Origin of the sequence: Desulfosporosinus orientis DSM 765 (assembly GCF_000235605.1) — a bacterium.
Classification (GTDB): domain Bacteria; phylum Bacillota; class Desulfitobacteriia; order Desulfitobacteriales; family Desulfitobacteriaceae; genus Desulfosporosinus; species Desulfosporosinus orientis.
Genome location: NC_016584.1, coordinates 4478913 through 4494212 on the forward strand (window position 1 = coordinate 4478913; position 15300 = coordinate 4494212).

The following is a 15300-nucleotide window of genomic DNA, read 5'->3' on the forward strand; positions in this document are numbered from 1 at the left end:
CTACAGTCCACCACAGCACATCTCACTCATGACAGGTTTCAACCCCCACGCTAAGGCTAAATCTATGGTTTCATCGAGGGGAAAGGCCAAGGTGTTAATTCCCGCTGCAATAAGCCCTCTCTCCAACCAAGCCTTCTGAGTGCAGGGTCGAGCACAACCAAAACTTAGTTTTAGCGAAGGATTCAAGAGACGAGTTTGAGCGGTGATCCTGACAATCTCAGCCGGATCCGGTCCCCTGACTCCGCCCATCGGAGAACCCGGCACGGCTCGTAAAGCAACCAACACCAACGTTTCCAGAGGATAGTCACTTAACGTTTGAATGAGATTTTCTTCTCCCATGATTTTCCCATAGTTTAAGCCGAGAACCACATGCGGGACGACATCCAAATCCTCGGCTAGCAGAGTTTCTAAAGCATTTATAAAGGCACTAGGCTTACGGTCAAGATGATAAACCCTGCGAATTGTATCTGCATCACCAATCATATCTAAAAAAACCTTATCAACTCCAGCCCGTTTTAACCCAACTGCTGTTTCTTTATCTGCTAAGCCCGTATGCACATGAATCGTAAAGTCTAAGGATTTTAGATAAGTAACAACCGTCAAAAAAGGCTTAAGGGGGACTTGCCCCTCACGATCACATCCTCCTGTTATAAGAAGTCCGGTAACGCCTTTTTTTTGCAGGGTAATTCCCAGTTCCTGTAGTTTTTCAGGGTTTAGAGCTGGAATCATTCCATTCAGCATTATCCCCTGACAATGGTCACATTGAAGAGCACAAGACATTCCTGTGATACTCACATTGAGAAATCGTCCCGAATTGCTAAAATACTTTCCATCATAGTGCCTCCCGCCGGGAACTGCAAAGTGGATCAAATCAGGAAATGTTTTTCGGCGTAAATTCCAGGCTTCCTTCAGCAGATCCGATAAGTTTGCGTTCTGATCAGATTCCGACCAGAACAGGTCATCCCTCGAATTCAAATTGTTCAACACCCTCCATAAGTCCGGCGTAGAGTTCACCCCTGATCTGCTCCACATCTTGCCTATTGGGGGCAAAAGGATAATTGGCCAAGATAATACCGGGGCGTTCATTGCCGTAAGGCCGATTGCAAGCGGTCTCTCCATCCTTGCCAGGACAGCCGGACGTGCGGAAAGGTTGACCGGAAGCAACAAAAGGTTCAACATTTATGCCAAAATCATATACTTGTTCAAAGCTGTTAAAGCCCATAATTTCGGCACTCGCCATATCATTCATAATTAGAAAACGGGCTAATTGCATCCGACGGTATTGACCAAGAGAGGGGGCTGCTTTCTCAGCCAGAGCACTCCCCGGTTCAGGATAAAACGAAAAGAGGTGGGCCACTGCACCCAAGTCGTGGATTCGCTGAAACGCCATGACCATCTCGCGTTCACTTTCTCCCAAACCAACAATGAGATGAGCACTGACCTGACCTTGACCAAAAACAGCAACACCCTTGCTTAATATCTCCCAGTAATGCTCCCAGCGATGAGGTCCCCGTACACCTTTTCCTCGGTATTTCTCGAAAATTTCTGCAGTCGCCGTATCAATCGACACTCCAAGCTGATCGGCCCCGGCCTCTTTGAGTTTATGCAGGTCTTCCGTCTTATGGATCAGCGTTGGGGCGCAAAGAATACTAATCGGTAAATTGACTTCCCTGTGTAAGCGGGCAATGAGATTTAATGAATCCTCCATGGCCCGCTTATGGGTAATCATGGATAAGCAAATTCGCTGCAAAGAGTTTTGATATTGTTTTGTCCGTTCAAGAATGAGATCAAAGGAATAGGTGGGCCAAGCAACTCGAATGAAGGTTGTTCCTTTAGTTTTTTCAGAACGTTTTTGTTCCAAACCACAATAAGCACAGCGTCCCTGACAGCCCTCTTGATAAGTCAGGAGCAAGTTTAAACAGGTAAGCTTGGCATCCCGATAAAAAATACCGCCTTTTAAACCGAGGGTCATCGCGGCAGCAAGACTTGTTTGGATAACTTCCGGACTTTCACTTTGAGAACAAGCGTGAGTATTAGACATCACAGGCCTTCTCCCTTTCTAACTCCCTGTCTAACCAGACCTTAAGCTGCTCCACGGACATCAGCAATTGCCCTTCAAACAAATGAGTTTTCATTTTAAAAAGCCAGCCTTGCCCATAGGGATCTTGATTAATCAAGCGGGTGTTTGCCAGCACCTCCGCGTTCACCGCGCAGATTTCCCCTGTCTGAGGAGCATAAAAACGCCCGACCCATTTTCCCGTTTCCAGAGAACCTACAGCCTCGCCTGCCTTCACTTGAGCACCGGCTTCCGGCAGACTCAAGTATAAAATATCTCCCCTAGTGTATTGACCATAGTCAGTCAAGCCAACGGTAACCGTTTCATCCTCACGTTTGAGCCACTGATGATGATCATCATAGAGCAATTCTTCCGGGAAATCCCACTCTCCGATCTTCATATCTTCACCCACTCTCTCATTATATTCCTATTTCAATAGCGAATTATCCTATTCTTCCAAGGATCGCCACAATAACTCTGTAACATCTAGAACCTCAAGGGGCAATTTCTCCTGTCTCGCCGCCATTTGCAAGGTCTGTACACATTGCTGGCAGGCAGAGGTTAAAATAGTTGCCCCGGCAGCTGCGGCCTCCCGGACCCGCTGCACAGCAATCCCTTGGCTTAACTCCTTATCTACGGCGGCTAGATTCCCTCCTCCGCCGCAGCAATCAGCCATCTCCCGGCGGTGAGGCATTTCTACAAAATCAACCCCCTCTATAGCCAGTAATAGTTCTCGGGGCTCGTCATAAATTCCGCTGTTACGGCCTAAATCGCAGGGGTCATGATAAGTGACGGTTTCATCTAAACTGCCCGGCTCTAATTGTCCTGTACGGACTAATCCTGCCAGATACTGTGTGGCATGGAGCACCTCAAAGCCCAGACTTCCCCCGAGGATCGCGGGATATTCGTGGGTCCAGGTATGATAACAGGATGCACAGCCCGTTATTAAGGTTTTGACACCGAGAGTGCGTACCTTTTCCACATTATGTTTGGCTAATTCAGTAACTTGGTGAGAATTTCCCGCAGCGAGGAGGGGAAATCCACAACACCATTCCTCACTTCCCAGAACAGTGTAACTAACATTTGCTCGATCCAATAAACTGACAATACTTTGGGAGATTCCAACTGACATGGGATAGAAGGAAGACACGCAGCCTACAAAGTAGGCGACCTCGCTTCCGGCTTTGCAGGCTTCTACTTCAAACTCATCTAAATCCTCCGCCCAGTCAAGGCGATTTTCATTCGGGAACGTGCTTATATTATGTGTCGCTTTAACTTGCAGCGCCATCTGACTTAAGTTCTGATGTTCCATTCCCCGAGCTCTTAAATCTTCCCGCAGCTTCAGCCAAAGCTCACGGGTTTTAATCCCGGCTGCGCATATTTCCGCGCATTTGCCGCACAGCGTACACTCCTGCAAACGCTGGGCATATTGGCCCGTGGTTTGTTGCTCTTTTTTCTTCAGGAATATCTCTTTGGCCAAAGCAATTTTCCTGCGTGGTGCCGAGGATTCCCAGCCAATTTCCCGGTAAACGGGACAGACACTTCGGCAGCTGCCGCAGCTCCCACAAATATAACTGGTTTTAGCGATTTGCTCCCGAAGTTCTTCAAGGGTTTTCATTGTCCTTCTCCTCCTTTGAGGATTTTAAGGACCAAAGGCCGCAAGAGACCAAGCATGATCATCCCCAAACCAAAGACATAGCTGTTGAGAATAATTGACGGGGGATTGTAGCCCTTACCGGGATTGAGTATAGCTTGGGGATCAACCGCTTGTTTGCGCCGGCAGCGACGTTCTCTTTCTTCCTTGTCATATATTTTCCCTAAATAAGGTGTATTCCAGAAACCAATCACGTAGGGTTTACCACCCAAGCTGTGTCCCAGCTTGTATAATTTGCTGGTAAAGCTCAGATCGACGATGTAACGGATCAGGCTGAGTTCATCTGAGGGATAAAGAACCATCACCAAGGCCATTTCAGGAGACACGAGGTGGGCATAGGTAACGCACAGGGTGTTGGTCTTTTGGCCCAATTTACTTAAGCTCTTATAAAAGGCCTCAAAATTTCTGACCGGAAGTGTCATTTCTGCTGCCAGGAGGGAAGGAAGGGTTTGTTCCAGCCGGAGAGATTTAAACCGATCAGCCCATTCCTTCGCTCCTACCTCATCAGGCAGCAAAGAACCGCCAAAGACTTTCACTTGTTTTATGATCTGAGCAACCGCTTGATCCACTTCGTCACGATTGCCCTCCAGATCAATTTCCAGGCTGAACTTTCCAGGAGGAATCTCCTGAGCGTAGCCGGCTTTTTGAAGCGTCATAATGAATTCCGGACTACTAAAATGCACATTATACAGAGAAGGAAACTGTTCTCCACCCAGCCAGGACATCATCGCACCCGTATCCGTTTCATTATTAAAGACCGCTAAGAGGTGTTCCTCTTTTTCCGGAAGGTCACGCACCAACAGCTTAATCTCCGTAATAACCCCCCGGGTTCCTTCAGTTCCCAGCAAATCATTAAACTGTAAGCCTGATTGCTCAGACTCCTTGTTCCTGGCTGGGCCTTGATCAGGTCGTGATAATTCGAAGATTTCTCCGGCGGCTGTCACCCCCCGGATAGCCATAACCTGCTCGTGAACTGAGCCATAAGGGACAGACCCGATACCTAAGCCTCCCATGGAAACCCATCCTCCGATGGTAGCGGAGGGTGCACTACTTGGGCTGGAGCACACCGCACAGCCCTGCAGGCCCAATCTGTCATCAAGGTCTTTCCAAGTCATACCTGCTTTGACCCACACCATTTTTTTCTGGCTCACCTGATCCAGCTCAATTTCGGAAAAACCTTGGAGGCGATTCGTGTCAATCACTAAACCACTTCGCAGCGGCACAGAGTTGAAATATGCAGTAGAGCCTCCGCCCCGGACAGTGACCGGCATTTTACTTTGCCTGGCCCACTTGATCAAACGAGAAATTTCTTCTGCAGAGATGGGTTGGACCACAGCTTTCGGGAGAGGATTGGTGAGTAAATTGACCAGAATAGCGGGGACATAGGCGACATCTTGAGCATATGGAGCGAGTTCAAAAGGATCTGTAGTGGCCCTTTTTTCCCCGCATATATTTTGCAGAGCCTGTTCCATGATTACCCCTCCTTACCCGGAACATTCCGGGCAATTTCTCCTTTAAGCCATACTGCGGCTTGCGCCCCATCCATGAGTTTGGAGGAGTCCTCCTGGAAATTGCTAGGTTCAATCAGCGCAATCCAACCAGTTCCATAACAATCATGGTTCATCTTTTGCGGTTCATGCAATAACACTTTATTGACCTCCACGATCTTACCTGTCACCGGCACCTCGATACGTCCCGCCCACTTCCCCGACTGCATAGAGCTGAGAAGTTTGCCTATTGCTACTTCTTTACCGACTTTAGGCAGTTTAACAAAGGAGATATCTCCCGCTAATTTCTGGGCAAAATCATTCATTCCTACTCTGACTAAATTTCCCTCTACTTTCACCCAGGCATGATCTTCCGTATAGTAGAGGTCATCAGGTAAATTGTAACCTTCAATAATTGCCATAGTTTCCACCTCCGTTAGGGTTGGGCATGATAAGAACTGCGGACTAAGGGGCCGCATTCCGCTTTTTTAAAACCGCGTTTAAGGGCCTGCTCCCGATACCAAGCAAACATAGCCGGAGGTATGAACCCTTTTACCGGCAGATGTTTAGGCGTGGGCTGCAGGTATTGGCCGATGGTAAGGTAATCACAGCCTATTGCGCGCAAGTCCTCCATAACGCGGCATACTTCCTGGGTTTTCTCGCCAAGACCAACCATCAAACCACTTTTAGTTTTAATCCCGGGATCAAGTCGTTTAACATTGGCCAGAACTTTCAACGAGCGCTCATAATTTGCCCCCGGCTGCACGCGAGGATAAAGCTCGGGCACTGTTTCTATATTGTGACCAATGACCTCCGGCTTAGCGGCAACAATCCTTTCCAACCCTTGTTCCGATCCCGCCAAATCAGGAATCAAGAGTTCAATACTTGTCAATGGAGTCTTCAAGCGCAGAGCTCTCACAACCCGGGCAAACTCCTCTGCTCCGCCGTCCGGCAAATCATCCCGAGTCACTGATGTAATGACAGCGTGTTTAAGGTTAAGGGTTTTGACGGTATCGGCCAGGGCTTCCGCTTCTGCCTGATCAGGCGGACAGGGGATTCCTTTGCTTACTGCACAGAAACGGCATCCCCTGGTGCAGACATCACCAAGAATCATAAATGAGGCCGTGCCTAAAGCAAAGCATTCACCTGCATTGGGACAACATGCCCCCTCACAGACCGTATGCAAGCGACCCTTGGCCAAAATCCCTTCCATTTCTTCGATCACCCCCGAAGAAGGAGCCGGAACCGTTAACCAACTTGGTCGAAAAACCTGTGCTTTCAGGCCGCCATCAACCAATAATCTTTCTACGTCTTGAGACAGGGGGCGAATTTCCCACGAAAATAACGTACACATTTCTTCAATGACCCTATTTTTGACCTCGTAAATACTAACCGGGCAGTTCAATTCTTCAGCCAGTGAGGTCATTTGCACACCAGGCAAGCCGCAAGGCACAATGGTCTTAAACTGAGACAAATCCGTGTTAATATTAAGGGCAAAACCATGAATTGTCACCCAATGATTGACCCCTAAGCCAATGCTGGCAATTTTCTTCTCTCCAACCCAGACTCCGGGAAACCCAGGGCGTCGCTCTGCTTGGATTCCAAAGGCCGAAAGCGTTCTTATCATCATTTCTTCTAATTTATAAACCAACAAATGGATGTCCTTTTTGTATGCCTTGAGATCCAGGATCGGATAGCCGACAAGTTGGCCCGGGCAGTGAAAAGTAACATCCCCTCCCCTTTCAATCCGGAAAACCTGAAATTCGTGAGCAGCGAGCCATTCTTCTCCAACCAGAATATGTTCCCTGCTGCCGGCTTTCCCTAACGTGATTGTGGGAGGGTGTTCGACCAAGATAAAGCTATCCTCGACCTGACCCTTAATCCTGAGATCTTGTAGATTCTTCTGGATTTGCCAAACCGGTTGATAGTCCGCTTTCCCAAGGTCAAGAAGATACGTAGGGCGAAACAATCCAACCATCGGTTATCCCCGCTTTCTTTAACCGCCAAAAGCTTTGACGCATTCGCGAACTTTTGTTACGGTATAAGCCATAGCCGGGCCGCCTCCAAAAGCCACAGCGACTCCGGCGGCCTCCAAAACTTGATCAGCAGAGGCTCCGGCATTCATGGCATTATAAACATGGGCAGCAATACAGTACTCACATTTGCCATAAACAGCGACGGCCACCGCCATTAATTCTTTTTCCATAATCCCCAATTCGCCCTCGCAAAAGACCGGTGCCATGAGGTTTTCAAAGCCAATGGCCAATTCCGGTGCTTCTTCTTTCAATTCGGCTATCCCGCCGGAAAACGCCTCCAAGAGATCGTGAGGGGTTTCTTGGCCTCCGGTCTGAATGAGAAGATCGTCATTACTTTGGGGCTGCAACTGGAACCAAGGATAGGGATTTTCCAACATTTCGATGAGCCGGCCTAAAAACTCCGCAGCCAGGGAACCGTCGATAATCCTGTGATCAAAAGAAAGGCTGAGGGTCATGAAATAGCGATTTTCTAAGCGTCCATCGACCATTACTGGTTTCTGTTTTATAGTACCAACTCCGAGAATAGCGGTTTCCGGCCGATTGATAATGGGTGTGAACCCCTCCACACCGTAAGCCCCCAAATTAGTAATTGTAAACGTCCCTTGTTCTATCTCTGACGGGTCAAGTTCAGAATTCCGAGCCCGCGCTGCCAAGTCTTTTATTTTTGCCGAAATTTGTTCAAGAGAAAGAAGCGGAACATTTTTCACATTGGGAACCACGAGCCCCTCTTCCAAGGCGACGGCTACCCCTACATGAACTGATTTGGCTAATTCAATCTCTTTAGCGGTGCTTCGCGAGTTTACAAGCGGGTATTCTGCTAAAGCCTGCCCTGTAAACTTAACCAGGAAATCTGTAAAGGAAAACTTTACTCGTTTGTCTGCGCCCAGAGTATTTAATTGATCTCGGACATCTTGCAGCGAGGTCATATCCACATCTTTCATGATGGTGACATGGGCAGCCTCTCTCCGGCTTTTAAGCATACGATCCGCTATAACGCCCCGCATACTCTGAGGATCTATAGGCCTCAGCTCCGAAGCGGCCTCTCCCTTAACCTGAAGGATATAATTTAACACATCTGCTTCGACAATCTTGCCGTTTGGACCGCTGCCATTGATTAATTCAACCGCAATACCTTCTTTAGCGGCGAGTTTTGCCGCACGAGGAGATACCTTGCCGGTACCGGCAAAAACCCCAAAAGGTTTAACCGGTTTTGCTTCTTTCTTCTTCTCTGCTCCATCATTCCCGCCGGCCAGTGCCGCTTGCAAAACACTTTTCGCTTCATCCAGAGCGGCTTCCAAAGCAGCGGCATCATCCCCTTCTTCCGCTAAAACAGCAAGGGGAACTGAGATCGGATAACTCGTGCCCGGAGCACCGATAATCTTATAAAGAACGCCTTTATAAGGTGATTCAACATTAATATTAACTTTTTCGGTCATCACCTCTAAGAGAGCTTCTCCTAGATCCACCGCCTCCCCTTCCTTTTTTAACCAACTCACGATTTTTCCTTTTTTCATGGTTAAACCTAATTTGGGCATAAGCATTATATGTGCCATTTTTCCTTTACCTCCAATTTCTCTGCTTGTTTACTCTGCTAAGACTGATTCAGCCCTTTATAAATAACCCTTTTTGGGCCGCACGCTTTAAAGTGCTTTGGAAGTCGACCACAAACGGCCCTGTCTGGACTAGTTCTATTTCGGCACAGTCTTCCGGACCAACTAAAATCTCCCTCTCTCCATCAACTGCTATAACACACGGGACATGATTGACAACGACTTTCTGACCGGGGCTGATTAATTCATAGGAACTTACCGGAACCGAACGAATCAGACCAGGCCCAACCGCTGCTTTTACCTTGAGTGAGCCACTTGAGATGGTTATGTTGATCCCTTTGGCTTCCCGCTTATCAATGGGACGCAGGGCACCAACGATTGCTGCAATACCAATATGAACGGGCTCGCCGCAGGTAGCAGCAATCTGCCGGATCTTACCGATGTCCCAAATAGCCCGAGAACCGATAAACTGCTCAGCTAGTACAACAGCATCTATTAAGGCTATATCAACCGCTTGGCCATTGATATAGATAATTAGCTTTTTGGTGCGAAGCAAAGAACACTCTTGTTCAACCAGACCTGTAGCAACCAAACCAGCTGCCAAGCCCGCGATAGTTCCTTCCACCATAACCGAGAAAACATTATTGGTTCCTGTGGAAACAGGCATAATCGGAACCTCTCCCGCTCCTTTAGCCACAACCCGGTTTGTCCCGTCGCCGCCCAGGGTTACCAAGCAGCGAACCCCTATTTCTGCCATTTTGGCTGCTGCCAGCTGTGAATCCTCTTGTTTGGCCTTACACTCCATGGGTAAGAGCTTGGTTTCCATGGTTAATTGATTTTCACCGCGGAAAACATCTAAAGCCTGCTCGTAGAAACCATAATAGTCCGGCATAAACCAAACCTGCTTAACCCCTGCAGCTTGAAGTCCAAGCAAAATTCTCCGGATCAAATTTACCTTTTCCTGATTATCAAAGACCGTGGCGTGAGCCACCAACCGTCGGATATCTTTTCCTGAAGCGGGATTGGCAATAATTCCAGCAATCATATTCTTCTCCTCCTACCTAAGAGCTAAGGGCAACCGAACAACGGCCGCCCTTTACGGAGAATGCTTCTTGTCTAGAAAAAGGATTTCACAGCCGCGATGATTTTTGCCTCATCCGGAATAAATGCCGCTTCCAGGTTAGATGCAAAAGGAATAGGTGTAAAGGGTGCCGCTACCCTCTTAATAGGAGCATCCAGAAAATCAAAACATTCTTCCGCGGCTAAGGCCGCGATCTCGCCCCCAAATCCCCCCTGTTTAACCGCTTCATGTACAATAACCAAGCGTCCTGTTTTTTCCAGTGATTTATACAACGTTTCCTTGTCAAAGGGAATCAGGGTACGAGGATCAATCACTTCTGCTTCAATTCCCTCTTGAGATAAGGTTTCCGCAGCGGCTAACGCTTTATGAAGCATCATGGAATAAGCTAAGATCGTGACATCTTTTCCTTCTCGCTTGATATCCGCTTTGCCAAGGGGGATAGTATACTCCCCTTCAGGGACTTCACCCATTGCTCCATAAAGAGCTTTATGCTCTAAGAATACCACCGGATTATCATCACGGATGGACGTTTTCAACAAGCCTTTAGCATCGGCTGCTGTTGCCGGCATAACTACTTTAATCCCCGGAAAATGGCACATTAAGGCTTCCAGGCTTTGAGAGTGTTGGGCTGCAGCACCCACTCCGGCTCCGCAAGCCATCCTTAACGTCAGCGGTACCTTAGCTTTGCCGCCAAACATATAGTGCATCTTGGCTGCTTGGTTTAACAGCTCATCGAGACAAACACCTACAAAATCCACAAACATGATTTCCGGAACCGGGCGCAAGCCGGCGACTGCCGCCCCTACAGCTGAACCCATAATGGCTGTCTCAGAGATCGGAGCGTCCAACACCCTTTCAGCACCGAATTTTTCAAGAAGACCTGTTGTTACTCCAAAACACCCCCCGAATGCCCCGACATCTTCTCCTAAAATATAAACTTTCTCATCCCTGCGCATTTCTTCTTCCAGGGCCTCATTGATCGCTTGGGAATACGTCTTTTCTGCCATAATAATCTCACCCCTTCAAATTCCTTAGTCGCAGTAAACATCCCTCGTGAGTTCATCAAGAGACGGTACAGGACTTTTTTGAGCAAACTCAACCGCATCAGCAATTATCTTTTGAACCTCAGTATCAATTTGATTGATTTCAGCCTCTGCAGCTATTTTCATTTCCTGCAAACGTTGGGCAAACCGCGGCAAAGGGTCTTTCGCTTTCCAGCCATTCACTTCCTCATCGCTTCGATATACGCAGGGATCCCCTTCAAAATGGCCGTGATGCCTATAGGTTTTACATTCAATCAAAACGGGACCTCCGCCGGCACGAGCACGTTTGACGGCTTCTTCTGCTGCTTCATAGACTGCCATAACGTCATTGCCGTCCACAACCATACCCGGCATTCCGTAGGACCCAGCACGGTCTGCAATGTCTATAATGTTTTGGTGCCTTTCCTGGCTCATGGAAATACCGTACATATTATTCTCATTAACAAAAACTACCGGCAGCTTCTGAATACTCGCCATATTCAGGGATTCATGAAACGTACCCCGGTTTGAGGCCGCATCCCCGAAAAAGCAGACAGCAACTCCATTGGTCTTCAGATAATTAGCGGCAAAAGCTGCCCCGGTAGCTAAGGGCATACCTGCTCCCACAATCCCATTCGCACCAAGAAAGCCCAGTTCTACATCGGCAATATGCATGGAACCGCCTTTTCCTTTACATTCCCCATCAATCTTGCCGAAAATTTCAGCCATCATTTTGTTAATTGATGCTCCACGGGCAATTCCATGGCCATGCCCCCGATGTGTACTTGCGATATAATCCTGTTTTTCTAAGTTCGCACAGACTCCCGTAGCCACAGCCTCTTCACCGATGTACAAGTGAACAAAACCAGGAATTTGACCTTGTGAAAAGAACTTAGCAACGGTCTCTTCAAATTCTCGGATCGTACGCATTTGACGATATAAATCAAGCATTTGTTCTTTATTAAGCGCCACTTTAAATCACTCCTCTTCCGAATAAGCTTTGATTCCGGCCCAAATCCACATAAACTGTCAGACAAACATTAATCTCCCTCCCATCCCCCCTTTGCTGACATGGATATCTAAGCAAGCCATATGCCAGCTTAACTTTTGCAGCTGATTAAACAAGGTTTGGCCACGAATTTTCAACTTCATAGTGAAGCAAGTTAGTCTTGCCCCGGCCCTTCCGCTGGTCGTGAATTGAACACCCGTTCGATCTTCGAACACCACAGAAGCCTATTACTTAGCGGGGAGAAACCAGTATTTTGATATTTGCCTCTTTCCGGTTCACCAGCTCATCGAATCCTTTTTCAATAATATCTTCAAGTTTGATTTTTCCCGTAATCATGGGTTCGGCAGAAAGCCGCCCGTCATTCAACAAATCTATTGCTGTAGCAAACTCTCCATTATAAGCTAAGGATCCTATAATGTGTTTTTCATTAGCAGTTACCTCAAAAAAGTTAAACGAGCTTTCCCGTTCAAAGATTCCTACCATGACCACTTTGCCGCTTTTTCGCGCCAATTGTATGGCCAGGGGTGCTGTCTTCTCATTCCCGACACATTCGAAGGTAACATCTGCCCCTAATCCATCAGTAAGTTCCTTAATCTTGGCTACAACGTCCACTTCTCTCGGATCGAAAACTGCCGTCGCCCCCATATTCAGAGCATATTCTTTTCTGGCCTTAGCCATTTCAATCACATAGACTCTACTGGCTCCGGCTGCCTTGGCGGCCTGTAAAGTCGCGAGCCCAATCGTTCCGGCACCCAGAACAACGACCTTATCTCCTTCAATAACCGGTGCCTGCCGAACGGCATGGATTCCAACGGCTATTGGCTCTATGACCGCAGCTGCTTCATAGGACATATCATCCGGAATTTTATACATAGTATAGGCTGGAACATTAACATATTCAGCAAAGGCACCATCAGTCATTAACCCGGTAAAGGCTAACTTTTCACACATACTGTAATTCATGCGTTTGCAATGATAACATTCCCAACACACTTGGCAAGCATCTGGGGCAACCCGGTCTCCCACCTGAACATTCTTGACTCCCGGACCAATTTCAACCACTTCTCCGGAAAATTCATGGCCAAGAATAAGGGGGGCTTTACTGCCCGTGAGGGCATCAGGCTCAGCGGCCGGAATAAAAATCGGACCTGCCAGATATTCATGGAGATCGGAACCACAGATCCCGCACCACTCCACCCTAACCTTTACCCACCCTTCGCCCGGCGATGGCGGCTCCGGCACATCTACAACCCGAACATCTTTTCGTCCATACCACACTGCTGCTTTCATTGATCATCACTCCTTTTTCAATAGGCCTTGTTTTGGGTCTGCAAACACATTGGATTAATTCGGCCGGTTAATTTTCGATATATTGCAAACATTATGCCAACTCTTAAGCAAAGGCTGTCCCTAAAAGTTTATATACTATCTCTAATATAGAAGTGCCCGGGAACTGAACAGTATGTTCGCTTCCCGAGCACTTGTCTTAAATCCGGTCTAGGCTCTAACCCTCAACTTCTTCAACTTATCATATAAGGTATTGCGTCCAATTCCTAAAGCTTTGGCCGTTTTGGTAATATTGCCGTCAAAGCGTTTTAACGTTGACTCAACAGTAATTCGCTCTATTTCTGTTAAGGAGATGACTTTCCCCACTTCCTTCAAAAAGTCCGGCTGCCGATGTATGCTGCGGGGTAAATCCGTAACGCTGAGATATTCACCCTCCGCCACATTCATGGCATATTCCACCGTGTTTTGTAATTCTCTTACATTTCCGGGCCAGGAATAATTACGAATAATCTCGAAAAATTCCAGCTCAGCTCCATTAATATCCTTACCCAAGTGTTCAGCAAAAATGTTTATTAAATGAATAGTTAAGAGTTCAATATCTTTCCCTCTCTCTCTTAAGGGCGGGATATGAATATTTAAGACATTCAAGCGGTAATACAAATCTTCTCGGAAACGCCCTTCTTCGACGGCCTTCATCAGATCCTTGTTGGTCGCTGCAATAATCCGGACGTTAACAGGAATCACCTTTTCTCCGCCAACTCTGGTTACTTTCCGCTCCTGTAAAACCCGCAAAAGGTTGACCTGCAATTCCATGGGCATATCCCCGATTTCATCCAGAAAGATGGTCCCCTCATTGGCCAGCTCAAACTTACCGGGATTGCCTCCCCGTTTAGCCCCGGTAAAAGCACCCTCATTATAACCAAATAGTTCACTTTGAATGAGTTCACGCGGCAGAGCTGCACAATTGACCGCGACAAACGGCCCCTCCGAACGGCCGCTATGATTGTGGATCGCTTGGGCAAACAGCTCTTTACCCGTTCCGCTTTCACCTGTAAGTAAGACATTAGAAAGGGAATTAGCCGCAACCGAGATCAACTTAAAAGCCTTCTTCATTCCCACACTTTCCCCAATAATATCTTCACAGGTAAAGCGGGCAGTTGCCCCTACCATTCTGTTGACTAACCTGCGCACCTTTCTCATTTCCCGCAACGTAAACACTACACCGGCGATTGTACCGTTTTCTTTCAAGATCGGCCGGGAAGAACTTGTACAATGAATGCTCTCCCCACCCTGATCCAGGACAATTTCTTCATCAGTGTTCCAGAGGCCGTTTCTGGCTATTTCACTAAACTTATTGTTGGGACCAAGAATCAAACTCAATGGTTTACCAACGATATTTTTATCCGACAATCCCATAATGGCATGAGCCGCTGGATTAATATGAATGATCTTACCATCGTTGTCCACAGCCATCAGGCCTTCCGTAACGCTGCTGGTCGCAGCAGCCAACAATTTGTAGGCCTGGTTTTTTTCCTCTTGAAGTTCTTCCTTACGCAACTGGTTTTCGATCATTTTAGAAATTTTTGAACTCACCAAATAAAGCAAATTAGCTGCTTCCCTTATTCTTTCTTCCGGAATAACTTGGACTTTATTTAAAGCTTCTAAGTATTCATGGGGATTTACGCCCAGCACTTCAGCGTGCTTTATATATTTTTCCTTTTCCGGCTGCTTTGCCAAGACCTGTCCACCCAGGATTGCTCCGATTCGTACGCCGTTAAGCATTATGGGAGCGGCAAAATCCATCATGCCATTTTCACAATGATATACCGCAGGCTTTCCGGTTCTAGTTGATTCTTCAGCGCCTCTCTTATCACTTATTTCACAACGTTTTAAACCTTCAGAGCAGCTTCGATTATATTTCATACATATATCAATAAAATTTATCGGCTGAGTCACCGGGTTGTTATCCTTATCTAAAGTTAAAACAGCAACACCTGTCACACGAGCAAAAGTGTCCTGAAACTGCTGCAAAAATTCTAAGTCAATAACATCCAGTAAATTAACGTCCTTCCTGTTAAAATCCATTATTATTTCCCCCTTGCAAAAAAATCCTACTAA

At 47.2% G+C, this 15300-nt stretch carries 14 protein-coding genes; all 14 read right to left on the reverse strand.

Annotated features, from left to right (window positions below; all coding sequences use genetic code 11):
- The 14 genes from DESOR_RS20755 to DESOR_RS20815 all read right to left on the reverse strand — a co-directional run bounded on the left by DESOR_RS20755 (position 1) and on the right by DESOR_RS20815 (position 15267).
- Entirely contained in the window at positions 1-975 is a 975-nt protein-coding gene (locus DESOR_RS20755; RefSeq protein WP_014186559.1) for a radical SAM protein, read from the reverse strand.
- Positions 959-2041: a radical SAM protein gene (locus DESOR_RS20760; RefSeq protein ID WP_014186560.1), complete on the reverse strand. Its 1083-nt coding sequence runs from the start codon at positions 2039-2041 to the stop codon at positions 959-961. The genes DESOR_RS20755 and DESOR_RS20760 overlap by 17 nt, the downstream gene beginning before the upstream one ends.
- Positions 2034-2456: a glycine cleavage system protein H gene (locus DESOR_RS20765; protein WP_014186561.1), complete on the reverse strand. Its 423-nt coding sequence runs from the start codon at positions 2454-2456 to the stop codon at positions 2034-2036. Before DESOR_RS20765 ends, DESOR_RS20760 begins: the two co-directional genes overlap by 8 nt.
- Before the next feature lie 48 nt (positions 2457-2504).
- Positions 2505-3674: a (Fe-S)-binding protein gene (locus DESOR_RS20770; protein ID WP_014186562.1), complete on the reverse strand. Its 1170-nt coding sequence runs from the start codon at positions 3672-3674 to the stop codon at positions 2505-2507.
- Positions 3671-5182, reverse strand: a complete 1512-nt coding sequence (locus tag DESOR_RS20775) for an FAD-binding oxidoreductase (protein ID WP_014186563.1) — start codon at positions 5180-5182, stop codon at positions 3671-3673. Before DESOR_RS20775 ends, DESOR_RS20770 begins: the two co-directional genes overlap by 4 nt.
- 2 nt (positions 5183-5184) lie before the next feature.
- On the reverse strand, positions 5185-5619 hold the full coding sequence (locus tag DESOR_RS20780; RefSeq protein ID WP_014186564.1) for a glycine cleavage system protein H: 435 nt from the start codon (positions 5617-5619) through the stop codon (positions 5185-5187).
- Between the two features lie 14 nt (positions 5620-5633).
- Positions 5634-7175, reverse strand: a complete 1542-nt coding sequence (lipA, locus tag DESOR_RS20785; RefSeq protein WP_014186565.1) for a lipoyl synthase — start codon at positions 7173-7175, stop codon at positions 5634-5636.
- Between the two features lie 18 nt (positions 7176-7193).
- Complete coding sequence (locus DESOR_RS20790) at positions 7194-8786, reverse strand: 2-oxo acid dehydrogenase subunit E2 (RefSeq protein WP_014186566.1); 1593 nt, start codon at positions 8784-8786, stop codon at positions 7194-7196.
- A 49-nt stretch (positions 8787-8835) separates the two neighbouring features.
- Positions 8836-9828 (reverse strand): ATP-NAD kinase family protein, encoded by a 993-nt coding sequence (locus DESOR_RS20795; RefSeq protein WP_014186567.1) that lies wholly within the window; start codon positions 9826-9828, stop codon positions 8836-8838.
- Between the two features lie 71 nt (positions 9829-9899).
- Complete coding sequence (locus DESOR_RS20800) at positions 9900-10871, reverse strand: alpha-ketoacid dehydrogenase subunit beta (protein ID WP_014186568.1); 972 nt, start codon at positions 10869-10871, stop codon at positions 9900-9902.
- 24 nt (positions 10872-10895) lie between these two features.
- Positions 10896-11858, reverse strand: a complete 963-nt coding sequence (locus tag DESOR_RS20805; RefSeq protein ID WP_014186569.1) for a thiamine pyrophosphate-dependent dehydrogenase E1 component subunit alpha — start codon at positions 11856-11858, stop codon at positions 10896-10898.
- A gap of 57 nt (positions 11859-11915) precedes the next feature.
- Positions 11916-12110, reverse strand: a complete 195-nt coding sequence (locus tag DESOR_RS29060) for a hypothetical protein (RefSeq protein ID WP_158309057.1) — start codon at positions 12108-12110, stop codon at positions 11916-11918.
- Positions 12111-12126: 16 nt separating this feature from the next.
- On the reverse strand, positions 12127-13185 hold the full coding sequence (locus tag DESOR_RS20810; RefSeq protein WP_014186570.1) for a 2,3-butanediol dehydrogenase: 1059 nt from the start codon (positions 13183-13185) through the stop codon (positions 12127-12129).
- Positions 13186-13392: 207 nt separating this feature from the next.
- Entirely contained in the window at positions 13393-15267 is a 1875-nt protein-coding gene (locus tag DESOR_RS20815; RefSeq protein WP_014186571.1) for a sigma-54-dependent Fis family transcriptional regulator, read from the reverse strand.
- Positions 15268-15300 lie beyond the last annotated feature (33 nt).